General features: G+C 71.2%; 13 protein-coding genes. 3 read left to right on the forward strand and 10 right to left on the reverse strand.

Annotated elements, in window-relative coordinates; genetic code table 11:
* Positions 1-90: 90 nt before the first annotated feature.
* From arc to ACYVOM_RS21190, 3 genes are all read right to left on the reverse strand, one after another.
* Positions 91-1,857: a proteasome ATPase gene (gene arc, locus ACYVOM_RS21180; protein WP_460305166.1), complete on the reverse strand. Its 1,767-nt coding sequence runs from the start codon at positions 1,855-1,857 to the stop codon at positions 91-93.
* Between the two features lie 202 nt (positions 1,858-2,059).
* Positions 2,060-3,028, reverse strand: a complete 969-nt coding sequence (locus tag ACYVOM_RS21185) for a tRNA (adenine-N1)-methyltransferase (RefSeq protein WP_460305167.1) — start codon at positions 3,026-3,028, stop codon at positions 2,060-2,062.
* A gap of 64 nt (positions 3,029-3,092) precedes the next feature.
* Positions 3,093-4,262 (reverse strand): M50 family metallopeptidase, encoded by a 1,170-nt coding sequence (locus ACYVOM_RS21190; RefSeq protein WP_460305168.1) that lies wholly within the window; start codon positions 4,260-4,262, stop codon positions 3,093-3,095.
* Between the two features lie 62 nt (positions 4,263-4,324).
* On the opposite strand from ACYVOM_RS21190, the gene ACYVOM_RS21195 reads away from it, so the two are divergent.
* Positions 4,325-5,194 (forward strand): RecB family exonuclease, encoded by an 870-nt coding sequence (locus ACYVOM_RS21195; RefSeq protein WP_460305169.1) that lies wholly within the window; start codon positions 4,325-4,327, stop codon positions 5,192-5,194.
* A 118-nt stretch (positions 5,195-5,312) separates the two neighbouring features.
* Positions 5,313-5,903 carry a 3'-5' exonuclease family protein gene (locus ACYVOM_RS21200; RefSeq protein WP_460305170.1) on the forward strand — a complete coding sequence of 197 codons (591 nt, stop codon included), beginning with the start codon at positions 5,313-5,315 and terminating at the stop codon, positions 5,901-5,903.
* Between the two features lie 37 nt (positions 5,904-5,940).
* Here the strand turns inward: ACYVOM_RS21200 and ACYVOM_RS21205 are convergent, their stop codons facing one another.
* Positions 5,941-6,948 (reverse strand): hypothetical protein, encoded by a 1,008-nt coding sequence (locus ACYVOM_RS21205; protein ID WP_460305171.1) that lies wholly within the window; start codon positions 6,946-6,948, stop codon positions 5,941-5,943.
* Between the two features lie 218 nt (positions 6,949-7,166).
* Here ACYVOM_RS21205 and ACYVOM_RS21210 point away from each other — a divergent pair, with 218 nt between their 5' ends.
* Positions 7,167-7,607, forward strand: a complete 441-nt coding sequence (locus ACYVOM_RS21210) for a MarR family winged helix-turn-helix transcriptional regulator (protein ID WP_460305172.1) — start codon at positions 7,167-7,169, stop codon at positions 7,605-7,607.
* 17 nt (positions 7,608-7,624) lie between these two features.
* Here ACYVOM_RS21210 and ACYVOM_RS21215 read toward each other — a convergent pair whose 3' ends face one another.
* From ACYVOM_RS21215 to ACYVOM_RS21240, 6 genes are all read right to left on the reverse strand, one after another.
* A complete protein-coding gene (locus ACYVOM_RS21215; RefSeq protein WP_460305173.1) occupies positions 7,625-8,749 on the reverse strand; it encodes a phosphatase domain-containing protein in 1,125 nt (374 codons plus the stop codon).
* A gap of 92 nt (positions 8,750-8,841) precedes the next feature.
* Positions 8,842-9,414, reverse strand: coding sequence for an HdeD family acid-resistance protein (locus tag ACYVOM_RS21220; RefSeq protein WP_460305174.1), 573 nt, complete (start codon positions 9,412-9,414; stop codon positions 8,842-8,844).
* A gap of 200 nt (positions 9,415-9,614) precedes the next feature.
* Complete coding sequence (locus tag ACYVOM_RS21225; protein ID WP_460305175.1) at positions 9,615-12,140, reverse strand: ABC transporter permease; 2,526 nt, start codon at positions 12,138-12,140, stop codon at positions 9,615-9,617.
* Positions 12,137-12,916, reverse strand: coding sequence for an ABC transporter ATP-binding protein (locus ACYVOM_RS21230; RefSeq protein WP_460305176.1), 780 nt, complete (start codon positions 12,914-12,916; stop codon positions 12,137-12,139). Before ACYVOM_RS21230 ends, ACYVOM_RS21225 begins: the two co-directional genes overlap by 4 nt.
* A gap of 196 nt (positions 12,917-13,112) precedes the next feature.
* The gene (locus tag ACYVOM_RS21235) at positions 13,113-13,799 is read right to left on the reverse strand and encodes a response regulator (protein ID WP_460305177.1); all 687 of its coding nucleotides are present in this window, start codon (positions 13,797-13,799) and stop codon (positions 13,113-13,115) included.
* A gap of 1 nt (position 13,800) precedes the next feature.
* Positions 13,801-14,991, reverse strand: coding sequence for a sensor histidine kinase (locus tag ACYVOM_RS21240; protein ID WP_460305178.1), 1,191 nt, complete (start codon positions 14,989-14,991; stop codon positions 13,801-13,803).
* Positions 14,992-15,059: the final 68 nt, after the last annotated feature.

Consider the following 15,059-nt stretch of genomic DNA (forward strand, 5'->3'; position numbering starts at 1 on the left):
TTGCGGGTGTGTGAACATGCGAAACGGCGGGCACACTGTGTGCCCGCCGTTTCGTGTTCCTGCCCTTGCGGGTGCCGTGTGGCGCTGGTCTTACAGGTATTGGCCGGTGTTGGCGACGGTGTCGATGCTGCGGCCGGATTCTGCGCCCTTGGTGCCGGAGACGAGGGTGCGGATGTAGACGATCCGTTCGCCCTTCTTTCCGGAGATGCGGGCCCAGTCGTCGGGGTTGGTGGTGTTGGGCAGGTCCTCGTTCTCGGAGAACTCGTCGACGCAGGCGTCGAGGAGGTGCTGGACCCGGAGGCCCTTCTGGCCGGTGTCGAGGAACTGCTTGATGGCCATCTTCTTGGCGCGGTCGACGATGTTCTGGATCATCGCGCCGCTGTTGAAGTCCTTGAAGTAGAGGACTTCCTTGTCACCGTTGGCGTAGGTGACCTCCAGGAAGCGGTTCTCCTCGGTCTCGGTGTACATGCGCTCGACGGTCGCCTGGATCATGGCGTCGACGGTGTGCTGGTTCTCGCCGCCGTGTTCCTTGAGGTCGTCGGGGTGCAGGGGCAGTTCCGGGATGAGGTACTTGGAGAAGATGTCCTTGGCGGCTTCTGCGTCCGGGCGCTCGATCTTGATCTTGACGTCGAGGCGTCCGGGCCGCAGGATCGCGGGGTCGATCATGTCCTCGCGGTTGGAGGCGCCGATGACGATGACGTTCTCCAGTCCCTCGACGCCGTCGATCTCCGACAGGAGCTGGGGCACGATCGTGTTCTCGACGTCTGAGGAGACGCCGGATCCGCGGGTGCGGAAGATCGAGTCCATCTCGTCGAAGAAGACGATGACGGGGGTGCCGGCGGAGGCCTTCTCGCGGGCTCGTTGGAAGACGAGGCGGATGTGGCGCTCGGTTTCGCCGACGTACTTGTTGAGGAGTTCGGGGCCCTTGATGTTGAGGAAGAAGGACTTGCCTTCCTGGCCTGTCTTCTCGGCGACCTGCTTGGCGAGGCTGTTGGCGACGGCCTTGGCGATGAGGGTCTTGCCGCAGCCTGGTGGGCCGTACAGCAGGACGCCCTTCGGGGGCCGGAGCTTGTGCTCGCGGAACAGTTCGGCGTGCAGGTAGGGAAGTTCGACGGCGTCGCGGATCATCTCGATCTGCGGGCCGAGGCCGCCGATCTCCTCGTACGCGATGTCGGGGACTTCCTCCAGGACGAGTTCTTCGACCTCGGCCTTGTGGATCTTCTCGTAGACGTACCCGGAGCGGGTGTCGAGCATCAGCGAGTCTCCGGCGCGCAGAACGATGCCTTCGGCGCGCAGGGGTTCGGCGAGCTTGACGATCCGTTCCTCGTCGGCGTGCGCGACCACCAGGGCGCGTTCGCCGTCGGCGAACACCTCCTTGAGAGCGACGACTTCGCCTTGCTGCTCGAATTCGAGGGCCTCGACGACGTTGAGTGCCTCGTTGAGCATGACCTCTTGACCGACTTGGAGGTCTTCGACCTCCACCGCCGGAGAGACGTTCACCCGGAGCTTGCGGCCCCCGGTGAAGATGTCGACGGTGCCGTCCTCACGTGCGTTGAGGAAGATGCCGTATCCGGAGGGCGGCTGCGCCAACCGGTCGACTTCCTCCTTGAGAGCGATGATCTGCTCTCGCGCCTCTCTGAGTGTGGACACCAGTCGCTCGTTCTGGCCGGTCATTGCGGCCAGATTCGCCTGTGCCTCGTGCAGGCGCTCCTCGAGCACCCGCGTCTGGCGGGGGGATTCCGCGAGCTTCCGACGCAGAACGGAGATCTCTTCCTCCAGGAAAGAGAGCTGCGTCTGGAGGTCACGAACCTCCCTGTCGTGCGCCTTTCGCCCTGCGGCGTCATCACGAGCGGCCACGCCCCGTCACCTCCTACCGAAGAGCCGACGACCTACTCTGACCCTACCTATCTGGCGGGGATCCGTAACCTGACTATTGCATTTCCTTACCGTGGCGGTCCAGTTACGGCGCGCGGTTCGGCCAGGTCGGAGCGGCCTCGACCGCTAAAGAAACGTCGGTGAAACAGAAAAATCACGGCGTGTCGGGGCAGGCGGGGGTCGATTACGCCTGAGGCGAACCGATTTCTGTTTCTCCGTCCGTAACGTTCACGCGATCGGCGGGGAAGGTATTCCCGTTACCGCGGGTGAGTTCGTTTTCGGCCGGTTCGGGGTAGGCGCCCTTGGCGGGGCGGCGGCGCCGGAGCGGCGGGGTGACGCCGTCGGCGAGGCGGCGGGCGGTGATGAGGAAGCCGGTGTGGCCGATCATGCGGTGGTCGGGGCGGACGGCGAGGCCCTCGACGTGCCAGGAGCGGACCATGGTCTCGAAGGCGTAGGGCTCGGCGAAGGAGCCGTGTTCGCGCAGGCCTTCGACGACGCGGGACATCTGCGTGGTCGTGGCGACGTAGGCGCAGACGAGTCCGCCGGGGACGAGGGCCTTGCCCACGGCGTCGAGGCATTCCCAGGGGGCGAGCATGTCGAGGACGACGCGGTCGACGTCGGTCTCGGTGATGGCGTCTTCCAGGGAGCCGACGGTGAGCTTCCAGGAGGGGTGGGGGCCGCCGAAGAACTTCTCGACGTTCTTGCGGGCGACCTCGGCGAAGTCCTCGCGGCGCTCGTAGGACGACAGGGTGCCGTGTTCGCCGACGGCCCGCAGGAGGAAGCAGGACAGGGCGCCCGATCCGGCGCCCGCCTCGACGACGCGGGCGCCGGGGAAGATGTCGGCCATGGCGATGATCTGGCCGGCGTCCTTGGGGTAGACGACGGCCGCGCCGCGCGGCATGCGGACGGCGAAGTCCTGGAGGAGGGGGCGGAAGACGAGGTAGTCGACGCCGCCGGTGGAGCGCACCACGATGCCTTCGGGGCGGCCGATGATCTCGTCGAACTGGAGGTAGCCCTTGTGGCCGTGCCACTGCTTTCCGGCGGCGAGGGTGACGGTGTTGATGCGGCCCTTGGGGTCGGTGAGCTGCACCTGGTCCCCGTCGCGGAGAATGCCGTGGGGTGTGCGGGGGCCGGGTTCGTGGGTGGCGCTCATCAGTTCAGATTATCGGTCCCCGAGGGGTCTTCGAGCCGGTCAGGCCGGGGGTCCGGGGGCGCGGTCAGGTGGTGGTGAGGGTGCGGTGGAGGTCGGCGGTGGACAGGACGCCGAAGATGTCGCCCGCGGGGTCGAGGAGGAGGTGTTCGGTGGCGCCGGAGAGCTGGACGGCTTGGAGGAGGTCCTGGCCGGTGAGGTCGGCGGCGAGGGTGGTGGAGGCGTCGAGGCCTCGGGAGACTTCTCCGGCGGTGGTCCAGGGGCGGCGCTGGAGGGGGACGGCTTCGACGGCGTGTTCGCTGACGAGTCCGGTGGGGCGGCCGTGGCCGTCGACGATGACGAGGGCTCCGGCGCCGTGGCTGCGGGCGTGGTCGAGGGCGAGGGCGAGGGGGGTGTCGGCGGTGACGGTGGCGGCGCGGCGGGCGAGGCGGCGGGCGGTGAGGAGGGGGAGGCGGTCGCGGAGGCGTTCGGCGCGCAGGGACTGGGTGGCGGCGATCCACATGAAGGAGGCGAGGAAGGCCGACCACAGGACGGTGATCCAGTCGGTGCCGCCGGCGGGAGTGCGGGTGGCGAGCCAGGTGCCGCCGAGGAGGACGAGGACGGCGAGGCCGCGGCCGGTGTGGGCGGCGACGACGGTGCCGGTGCGGTCGCGGCCGGTGATCTTCCAGACCGTGGCGCGGACGAGGAATCCGCCGTCGAGGGGGAGGCCGGGCAGGAGGTTGAAGACGCCGACGATGAGGTTGGTGAGGGTGAGGGCCTGGAGCAGGAGCGCGGGGACGGGTCCGGGGTCGGTGAGGGTGAGGAGGGCGGCTCCGGCGCCGCCGAGGGCGAGGGAGAGGACGGGTCCTGCGGCGGCGATGAGGAAGGAGGCGCCGGGCCGGGTGGCTTCGCGTTCCAGTTGGGTGACGCCGCCGAGGAGGTGGAGGACGATGGCGCGGACGGGGAGGCCGAAGGCGCGGGCGGTGGCGGCGTGGCCGAGTTCGTGGAGGAAGACCGAGAGGTAGAGCAGGACGGCGAAGGAGGCGGCGAGCGCGGTGGCGGCGGGTTGGGCGGTGACGCGTTCGGCGGCGGGCAGGAAGCCGAGGGTGATCAGGACGGCGATGGGGAACCAGCTGAGGGAGACGTACACGGGGACGCCCATGATGGTCCCGAGGGACATGCCGGGCGGTCGTTCGCCGCGGGTCCGGGCGTCGCCGTGGTCCTTCCGGGCGTCGCCGTGGTCCTGGTCTCTGCGCACGTTGTCGATGCTAGCCAGCGGGTGGGGCGGTTCCGTCATACCTGTCCCCTAGTCTCTTCGGCATGACCTCCACGACCGGTTCTGGGCCCTTGGTGATCGGTTCGCTGTCGCCGTCGCGGGCGGGTGATTTCATGACCTGTCCGCTGCTGTACCGGTTCCGGGTGATCGATCGGATCGAGGAGCGGCCGTCGCCGGCGGCGGTGCGGGGCACGCTGGTGCACGCGGTGCTGGAGCGGTTGTTCGATCTTCCGGCGGCGGAGCGGACGGCGGCGGCGGCGCGGGCGATGCTGGAGCCGCAGTGGGCGGATCTCGTGGCGCGGGAGCCGGAGTTGGAGTCGCTGTTCGAGGGTGCGGCCGAGGGTGAGCACGAGGAGTGGCTGGCGCGGGCGCATGAGCTGGTGGAGAGCTATTTCCGGTTGGAGGATCCGCGCCGTCTGGAGCCCGCTGATCGTGAGCTGTTCGTGGAGACGGTGCTGGAGTCGGGGTTGAAGCTGCGGGGGTACATCGATCGGGTGGATGTGGCGCCGTCGGGTGAGGTGCGGATCGTCGACTACAAGACGGGGTCGGCGCCGCGGGCGGATTTCGAGGCGCGGGCGCTGTTCCAGATGCGGTTCTACGCGCTGGTGCTGTGGCGGTTGCAGGGGCGGGTTCCGGCGTTGCTGCAGTTGATGTATCTGGGGAACGGCGAGGTGCTGCGGTATGCGCCGGATGAGGCGGATCTGCGGGCGACGGAGCGGAAGCTCGAGGCGTTGTGGCGGGCGATCGCGCGGGCGTCGGAGACGGGTGAGTGGCGGCCTCGGCCGGGGCGGTTGTGCGATTGGTGTGATCACAAGGAGCGGTGTCCGGAGTTCGGGGGTGTGCTGCCTCCGCTGCCGGAGGGCGCGGGTCCTGCGGTGGTGCCGCGGCAGCGGGATTTCTCCGACGATCTGTGAGGTGGGGCGGGGCGCCCGCCCGCCCGGCAGGGTGTTTCGCCGGGGTCGTCCGTTTTTGTAGGTGTCTGGTCGCCGATTGTGGGCGCATGGGTGCCGTGTGCCGCCTACGCTGCGGGGTATGGGTGCGCCGGATCTCTATTTCTCGTGCGATGTCGAGGCCGACGGTCCGGTGCCGGGCCCGTACTCGATGTCGAGTTTCGGGCTGTCAGTGGCCGGGGTGTTCGACGGGCGGTCGTTCACCGCGTATCCGCCGACGAAGCACACGTTCTACGCGGAGCTGAAGCCGATCAGCGCGGATTTCGTGCCGGAGGCGGCGGCGGTGAGCGGGTTGGACCGTGCCCGGCTGGCGGCCGAGGGGCAGGATCCGCGGGCGGCGATGACGGCGGCGGGCGCGTGGGTGCGGGCGCGGGCCAGGGAGGCCAAGGCGGTGCCGGTGTTCGCGGCTTATCCGCTGGGTTTCGACTGGTTGTTCATGTACTGGTACTTCATGCAGTTCGCCGAGGCGGGGTCGCCGTTCGGGCATTCGCGGGCGCTGGACATCAAGACGCTGTACGCGGCGCGGGCCGGGGCGCAGATCCGGGATTCGGTGAAGAGCTCGATGCCGCGGCGGCTGCTGTCGGACCGGCCGCACACCCATCACGCGCTGGACGACGCGATCGAGCAGGCGGAGCTGCTGCAGAACCTGATGGTGTGGGACGGCTCCCGCTGACCGGGCGGCCGGGCGGGGTGGTGCCCGGCCGGGGGGTTCAGGCGGCGACGGTCTCGATCTCCTCTTCGGTGACGGGATCGGGTTCGGGCGCGGGGGCGGGGCGGCGGCGCCGCTCGGCCAGCGCGGCGAGGCCGCACAGGAGGGCGCCCGCGGCGAGCCAGGCGAAGAGGGTGAGGATGTGCCCGGCGCGGCCTGCCTCGGGGAAGTAGAGGGTGGAGCGGACGGTTTCCAGGAGGGCGGCGCCGTTCCAGAAGGTGTGCAGGGCGCCGAAGAAGCCGTTCTGGAGGTCGGGCGTGAAGATGCCGCCTGAGCTGGTGAAGTTCAGCATGACGAACAGGACGGTGACGGCGAGGGTGGTCCAGCGCTTGAGGAACGGGAAGAGGCCGACGCCGATGAGGATGATCCCGCCGGAGTAGAGCCAGGCCAGGGGCCAGAACGTCCAGAGGTCGTGGGTGAGGACGTGGAAGACGGGGGCGCCGAGGACGGTTCCCGCGGTGGCGACGACGGCGGACATGGCGGCGGCGAACAGGAGGCGGATCCGCATGGGCAGGGCGCCGGCGGTGGCGCCGATGAGCCCGGCGGAGGCGTAGGAGCCGATGCTGAGGGCGACGAGGAGGAAGAACAGGCCCTGGCCGGTGGGGTCGTCGTCGACGGTGGGGGCGAGGTCGGTGACGGACAGGGGCGCGCCCTGCTGCGCGGCGACCTTGGTGAAGGCCTTCTCGGCGGCGCTCGCGGCGGTCTCGGAGGCCGCCTTGGCGACGATCAGTTCGTGGGTGGCGGGGACGTAGGCGGCGGTGATGTCGCGGTCGGCGACGAGGTCGGCGGCGGCGGCCCGGTTGGGGACCGTGGTCACGTCGAGGGCGTCGCCCGCGGTGTCCTTGAGGGTCTGGGCGAAGGCCTTGGTCTTGGCGTTGTCGGCGACGACGGAGACGGCCATGTGGTGGGGGGCGGGTGAGGCGAGGGCGCTCATGTAGGCGAGGCCCATGCCGAGGCAGAGCACGAGAGGGGTGATCAGGTGGGCGAGCAGGTGGAGCGCCGTGCTCATGGTCGCGGGCTCCGCCCGCTCCGGGATCGGGCGCTTGTGGACCTCATGCCGCCCCGCCCGCGCTAGGGCGCGGTCGGGGCGGCATGAGGGCGCCCGATCCGTTTCGTGGATCTCCACGTCCTGGGCCGAGCCCTGCGGCTGAGGTGGAAGCATCCCGTTCTTCACCCTTCCAATTGGTTGCAGAATACAACTGACAGAACTGGTTGTACTCTACAACCATGACCGGACCTGAAACGACCGAGGACGAGGCCGTGGAGACCATCGAGCGCGAGATGACCGCGTTCGCGCGGCGCGCGCGGGCCTCGGCCGCCTGGCTGCACCCCGAGCTGTCGCTGGTGTCCTTCACGCTGCTGGCCCGCCTGGAGGACGAGGAGGGGTGCAGGGTGGTGGACCTCGCCGCGCACTACCGGCTGGACAAGTCCACGGTGAGCCGCCAGGTCGCGGGCCTGGAGCGCGAAGGGCTGCTGGAGCGGCGCCCCGACCCCGCCGATCACCGGGCGCAGGTGCTGCATCTCACCGACGAGGGCCGCCGGATGCTGGCCGGGGCCTCCGCGCGGCGGCACGCGCTGATCGCCGAGCGGCTGGAGGGCTGGCCGCGGGAGGACCTGGTGAGGTTCGCGGCCTACATCACCGCGTTCAACGCCAGGTCGCGGGTTTAGGCGCGGAGGACGCGGGGCTAGAAGTCTCCGTCGGCGGCCTGCAGGACGGTCAGGCCGAGGCCGCGCCACATGGCGACGACCTTGTTCCGGTCGTCGATGACGCCCGCGGCGGGCCCGTGGGCGGGCAGGACGTGCCGGTGGTAGAGCTCGTGCTTGACGGCCTCGTCGGGCCGGTGGTCGCCATCGGCGCGCATGAGGAGGTCCTCGCCCGGGACGCCGATGTGGTGGGCGATCCAGGCGGAGGTGGCGGCGCGGGCGCGCTCGCTCCGGCCGGACAGGTAGACGACGGGGTGGCCGGCGGCGGCGAGGGCGCGGACGACGGCGATGACGGGCAGGTGGGGCAGGTCGGTGCCGACGAGGGTCATGTCGTAGGGCGAGCGGGGCCGCTCCATGGCGGGGTCGCGCAGCGCGACGGTGCCGTCGAGGTCGACGAGCCAGGGGGCCGCTCCGGCGGCGGGCGGCCGGTGGTAGTGGGCGGCGCGGACGCCGTGCAGCCAGGCTTCGACGGCCGCGGTGTCGGGGGCGTCGGGCAGGGGCGTGCGGGCGGTGGCGAAGGCCTCCTCGGTGGCGGCGATGAGGGCGCGGGCCTCGGTGGCGTCGCCTGCGGCGAACCGCTCGCCGAACGCCCGGATGCCTTCGGGATCGGCGAGGGCGACGGTGAGGCGGCCGGTCCGGTACAGGTCGAGGCCCTGGTGCAGGAGGCGGGCGAGGTGGCGGGCGGCTTTGGGGGTGCGCGCGTCCGCCCGGGTCTCGGCGCGGCGCAGCTGCTGTGCGGCGTAGCCGAGGTAGGCGTCGCGGACGCGGCCGGCCGACAGGAACGAGCCGCGCAGGGCGAGGAGTTCGTCGCCGAGGGGGGTGCGGGTCTCGTAGAGGTGGTCGGGCAGCCACAGCAGTTCGGTGGCCGTGGGGTTGGCGTCGAGGGCGAGCGCGGCGTACTTGGCGGCCTCGTGGAGGGTGATGTCGTCGTTCCCGGGGCCTCCGGTGACGCGGGAGGCGTGCCGTCCGGCGGGCGGGGTGAGGCCGTGGAAGGCCGCGGTGGGGGCGGCGTAGACGCCGAGCCGGTCGGTGTCGGAGGCCGTGGTGGCCAGGCCGTAGGCGGTGGAGCCGACGATGCCGGACAGCAGGGTCGTGCCGGGGTTCAACGGGCTGCTCCAGCGCGCTCGGGGACGGGGTCCCGTCACCCTGCCAGAGCGTCACTTTCCCCGGCAAATCGTTTCCGTCGCAGGTCGGCGCGTCAGAAGGCGGCGGCGGGCGGCGGGCCGGAGGGCAGGTCGGGACCGCGCAGGCCGCGCAGCCGGAACGAGGTGACGATCAGGGCGATGCCGAAGAGGATCGAGAACAGGCCGATGATCCAGATGAGGGCGAGGCCGCCCGCGCCGGGCCAGATGAGCAGCAGCAGCCCGAACAGGACGGAGATGATCCCGCCGACGATGAACCACCATTCGCCTTCGATCTGGCGGCGCAGCCAGATCCCGGTGATGATCTCGAAGACGCCGGTGATGATGGCCCAGCAGGCGATGACGAGCAGCAGGACGAACACGGTGATGCCGGGCCAGAACAGGGCGATCAGGCCGGCGGCGACGCTGAGGACGCCGGTGAAGGCGAGCCAGCCGCGTGACTGGCCGGGCAGGCCCCTGATGGCGTGGTAGAGGGCCGCGATGCCGTCGACGAGGGCATAGGCGCCGAACAGGATGGCCAGGGCGAGCACGGTGATGCCGGGCCACACCCAGGCGATGATGCCGAACAGGACGGCGAGGATGCCGCGCAGGAGTACGAGCCACCAGTGGCGGGCCACTTCCTCGATCATCGCGGGCCTCCCGATCTTGGGCGTTTCTCCTGGGATGCCCGCGCCCGCCCCCAAGACAACCGGACAGGACGGGCAAGCCACGGCAAACAGCCCGCGAAACGGCCCGGGGGACGGCCCGGAAAGCAGGGCGGGCCCCCGGCGCCGTCGCCGGGGGCCCGCTGTCCGAGCGGCCGTATCAAGCGGCCGTCAGTGGTCGGCCGTCACTGGGTGGCGATGGCCTTGAGGACGTCCATCCGCCCGGCCCGCCAGGCGGGCACGAGGGAGGCGAGGATGCCGATGAGCGCCGAGAACAGCGCGCAGACGACCAGGAACCAGATCGGGATCGACAGCACCGTCATGAAGTCGGGGGTGCTGCGCTGGATGGCGATGCCGAACACCAGGCCGAGGGCGATGCCGAGGAATCCGCCGAAGACCGCGATGGCGACGGATTCGAGGCGGATCATCCGGCGGGTCTGGCGGCGGCTGAGGCCGACGGCCCGCAGGAGGCCGATCTCGCGGGTCCGTTCGGTGACCGACAGGGTGATGGTGTTGACGACGCCGAACACCGCGATGATCACCGAGAGGGCGAGCATGAGCGTGAAGATGCCGAGGACGACGTTGAGGGACTCCACCTGCATCTTCTTCAGGTCGGCCTGGTCCATCACCATGATCCCCGGGTAGGGATCGGTGGCCTTGTCGAGGGCGTCGTGCAGGGCCTTGCCGGGGCTGGCGGCCTCAAGCGCGAGGAGGTCGGGGATCGGCTTGGCGACGTGGGCGCGCCAGGCGGTGGGCGACAGGATCAGCGATCCGACCATCTCGTTGTCGGTGTAGACGCCCGCGACCCGCACCGTGAGCTTCTCGCCGTCGGGGAAGGTGGCGGTGAGGGTGTCGCCGACGGCCAGGCCGTCGTCCTTGGCGCGGGTCTCGCCCACGAGGATCCCGTCGGCGCCGGTGTCGGCGGTGCCGGACAGGACGTCGGCGTTGGAGGCGGCGAGGAGCGCCGCGGCGTCGCCGCTGGCGTAGCCGGTGCGCTCGCCGTCGAGGGCGAAGGCGCCGGTGCCGACCTCGGCGACCCCGGTCACGCCGGGCACGGCCCGCACCGCGGCGATGGCGGCGGGCTCCAGCCCGCCGGGGCTCACCGTCTGGACGATGTAGTCGGCGCCGAACTGCTGGTCGACGAGGTCGGTCAGGGACGCCTTGGCGGAGGCGGCGATGACGTTGACGGTGGTGACGAGCGACAGCCCGATCATGAGGGCGACCGCGGTGACGGCGGTGCGGCGCGGGTTGCGGTGCGGGTTCTCGCGCGCCATCCGCCCTGCGGTGCCGAACACCCGCGGGTACCAGCCGGCGAGGACCCTGACGACGGGGCCGCCGATGACGGCGGCGAGGACCGCGGCCGACAGCCACACGATGAGGACGCCGACGCCGATGAGCGACAGGGTCGTCTCGGTGCCGCCGGTCCCGGCGAGGCCCGCGGCGAGGGCGCCCGCGCCGAGGGCGGCCAGGACGGTGCCGATGATCGCGCGGGCCCGCAGGCTGCGCTGCGGGAGGGACACGTCGTCGCGCATGGCGGCGACCGGCGGGATCTTGGCGGCGCGGCGGGCCGGGAAGTAGGCGGCGGCGCAGGTGACGAGCACGCCGACGGCGTAGGACCAGGCGACGGCGGCGGGGGTGACCGACAGGGCGCCGCCGAGTTCCAGGCCCATGCTGGAGAACAGGGTCTTCAGCACGACCGCGAGCCCGATGCCGAGGAACAGGCCGAGGGTGGAGCCGACGATGCCGACGACGAGCGCCTCGCCGAGGACGGCGCGGGTGACCTGGCGGCGGGAGGCGCCGACGGCGCGCAGCAGCGCGAGTTCGCGGGTGCGCTGGCCGATGAGCATGGAGAAGGTGTTGAAGATGTTGAACGAGCCGACGACGATCGAGACGATCGCGAAGGCGAGCAGGAAATTGCGCAGGAACCCGAGGAACTGGTCGATGTCGCTGCGGTTCTCCTCCTGCATCTGCGTGGCGGTGACCGCTTCGAGTTCGGCGGGCAGCAGTGGCGCGATCTTGGCGGCGAGGGCGGTCTGGGTGATGCCGTCCTCGGCCTTGACCGAGACGCTGGAGTACCGGCCGGGCTCCAGCAGGAGCTTCTGGGCGGTGGCCTCGTCGAAGAACACGAAGGTGACGCCGAGGTCGTCGCCGGAGGCCAGGCCCGAGACCGTGGCCTCCTGCTGGCCGCCCTGGTAGGCGAAGCGGACCTTGCTTCCGACCTTCGCCTTCGCGAGTTCGGCGGTGCGCTCGCCGAGCACGACCTGGCCGGGCCCGGTGGGTGCGGTGCCCTCGATCAGCGGGGTGGACGGGTCGCTGTTCCACGCCATGCCGAGCTGCGGGGGTCCGCCGCCGCCGATGAGGTCGCCCTCGGCGTCGATGAGGGCGGCGAAGCCGGAGACCTCGCCGCGGGCCTCCGCGACGCCCGGGACCTTCGCGATCTCGTCCTTGAGCGTGGCGGGGATGGAGATGGCGGTGCGGGCGGACTCGTCCTCGGCGGTGCCCTCGATCGCGGGCTTGGCCCGGACGCCGACGCTCGTGTTCGCGTACAGGTCGGTGAACAGCGAGTCGAAGGACTTGTTGGCGGTGTCGGTGAAGATCAGGGTGCCGGAGACGAACGCGACGCCGAGGATCACCGACAGGGCGGTGAGGACGGCGCGGACCTTGTGCGCGGCGAGGTTGCGCAGGGAGACGCGGGTGACGGCGGAGCTCATCGGGCCGCGACCTCCGGCAGGTCGAAGCCCTTCATGCGCTCCAGGACGGCGTCGGCGGTCGGGTCGGGCATCGTCCCGACGATCCGGCCGTCCTGCAGGAAGAGGACCTCGTCGGCGTACGCGGCGGCGGCGGGGTCGTGGGTGACCATGACGATGGTCTGTCCCATCTCGCGGACCGAGGAGCGCAGGAACGACAGGACCTCGGCGCCGGAGCGGGAGTCGAGGTTGCCGGTCGGCTCGTCGGCGAAGATGATCTCGGGCCGGGAGGCGAGGGCGCGGGCGCAGGCGACGCGCTGCTGCTGGCCGCCCGACAGCTCCGACGGGCGGTGCTTGAGGCGCGGGCGCAGCCCGACGGTGTCGATGACGGTGTCGAGCCACGCCTGGTCGGGCTTGCGGCCGGCGATGTCGAGGGGGAGGGTGATGTTCTCCAGCGCGGTCAGGGTCGGCACCAGGTTGAACGCCTGGAACACGAAGCCGACCTTGTCGCGGCGCAGCCGGGTGAGGGCCTTGTCGTTCATGCCGGTGAGGTCGGCGGCGCCGATGAACACCTGGCCGGAGGTGACGGAGTCGAGGCCGGCCATACAGTGCATCAGCGTGGACTTGCCCGAGCCGGACGGGCCCATGACGGCGGTGAACCTGCCGCGCGCGATGCCCGTGGTGACGTCGTCGAGCGCCCGGACCTCGGCGTCTCCGGTGCCGTAGGACTTGGTGACGTGCAGGACGCGCGCGGCCAGGTCGCCGGAGGGCGCGGGCGGCTCGGCGGGGGTGTGCGACACGGGGCTCTCTCCCAGGCGGTGCGGTTTGTTTGACGCACCCAACGCTAGGGAAGGCCGGGCCCGCGCGGATCGGCCCTGGGAACCTATTTGCCGCTCCCCCGGCCGCAGGAGGACCGCTCCCCCGTTCCTCCCCCTGGAGGAGGGGGTCCCCCGAGACGTCGCCCTTTCGGTCTCAGGGTGATCCTCCGATCGGGGTTCAGCTCCCGCCCGGCCGGATCATCCCGGTCTCGTAGGCGTAGACGACGGCCTGGACGCGGTCGCGCAGGCCCAGTTTCGCCAGGACGTTGCCGACGTGGGTCTTGATGGTGGTCTCCGAGACGACGAGTTCCCGGGCGATCTCGGCGTTGGACAGGCCGCGCGCGACCTGGCCGAGCACTTCGCGTTCGCGTTCGGTGAGGTGGTCGAGGCCGGGCGGCGGCGCCTCCTCGCGGACGGCGGGCAGCCGGGCGGCGTACCGGTCCATGAGGCGGCGGGTGACGCTCGGCGCGATGAGCGCGTCGCCGTCGGCGACGATCCGGATGGCCGCGACGAGGTCCTCGGGCGGCGCGTCCTTCAGCAGGAAGCCGCTCGCCCCGGCCCGGACGGCCTCGATGACGTACTCGTCCAGGTCGAAGGTGGTGAGGATGAGGACGCGGGGGTCGTGGGCCGCCGCCCTGTCGCGGATGATCCGGCGGGTCGCCTCGATCCCGTCGACGCCCGGCATGCGGATGTCCATGAGGACCACGTCGGGCAGGAGGGTGCGGGTCGCCTCGACCGCGGCGGCGCCGTCGGCGGCTTCGCCGACGATGGTGAAATCGGGTTCTGCCTGGAGGATCAGCCGGAAACCGGCCCGCAGCAGCGGCTGGTCGTCCACCAGCAGGATCCGGGTCGCGGCCGTGCTCAAGTCATGCCTCCAAGGGGAAGGTCGCGCGGACCTGGAAGCCGCCGCCGGTGCGGGGGCCTATCCGCAGTTCGCCACCATAGAGGGCGACGCGTTCTCTCATGCCGACGAGTCCGTGGCCGGATCCGCCCGCGGCCGAGTCGATGACGCCGCGGCCGTCGTCGCTGATCTCCACGAGGAGGTCGCGGTCGCGGTATCTGAGGTTCACCCAGGCGCGGGCGTGGGGCCCCGCGTGCTTGAGGCTGTTGGTGAGGGCCTCCTGGATGAGCCGGTAGGCGGCGAGGTCGACGCCCGCCGACAGGCGGCGGGCGTCGCCGGTGACGTCGAGGTCGACGTTCAGGCCGGTTTCGCGGACCTGCTCGATGAGGCCCGACAGGTCCTCCACGCCGGGCTGCGGCGACAGTTCGGAGCCCGGTGGGGCCGCGTCGCGTTCGGTGCGCAGCACTCCGACGATCCTGCGCATCTCCGACAGGGCGGTCCGGCCGACCTGCTCGATCGTGGCGATGGACTCGCGGGCGAGGTCGGGGTCGCGGTCGATGATGCGGCGGGCCGCGCCCGCCTGCACCGTCATGACGCTGACGTGGTGGGCGACGACGTCGTGGAGTTCCCGCGCGATGCGCGAGCGCTCCTCGACGCGGGCGGCGCGGGCGTCGGCGAAGCGGGCCTTCTCCAGGCGGGCCGCCCGGTCCTCCAGTTCGGCGAGGTAGGAGCGGCGCAGCCGGGTGCTGCGGCCCGCCCACCACACGGCCGAGAGGAGGGCGAGGAACAGGGCGAGGGAGATCGCGTTGGGGCTCGGGTCGGCGGTCACCGTCAGCACGGCCGAGATGGCGAGCGCGGCGCCTCCGGCGAGGGCGCTGCGGGCCAGGGGCCGGTGCGCGGCGACGGTGTAGACGGCCAGGAGCAGCGCCACGATGTCGCCGGACGGCTTCTGGTCGGCGGTGTGCAGCAGGATGCCGCCGGCGAGGGTCACGGCGAGGACGCCGATGGGGAACCGCTGCCGGAACGCCACGGCGCCGGTGAGCGTCACGAACACCGCGTAGGCGAAGATGCCGGGTTCGGCGTAGACGACGTTGTGGAAGGTGCCGCCCGACACGTCGATGAGGGTGAGCGCCGTCAGCGAGAGCGCGACGAGCCCGTCGAGGGCTTCGGGGTAGCGGGCGGCCCAGGCTCTGAGATCGCTGATCGGGGAGGTCACCCACTCAAAGTAGGGGTCATTACAGAGTGCCCGCCCCCTCCGGTATGCCGATCCGCACCCCCTCCTTC

It is taken from the genome of Actinocorallia aurea, assembly GCF_054783995.1.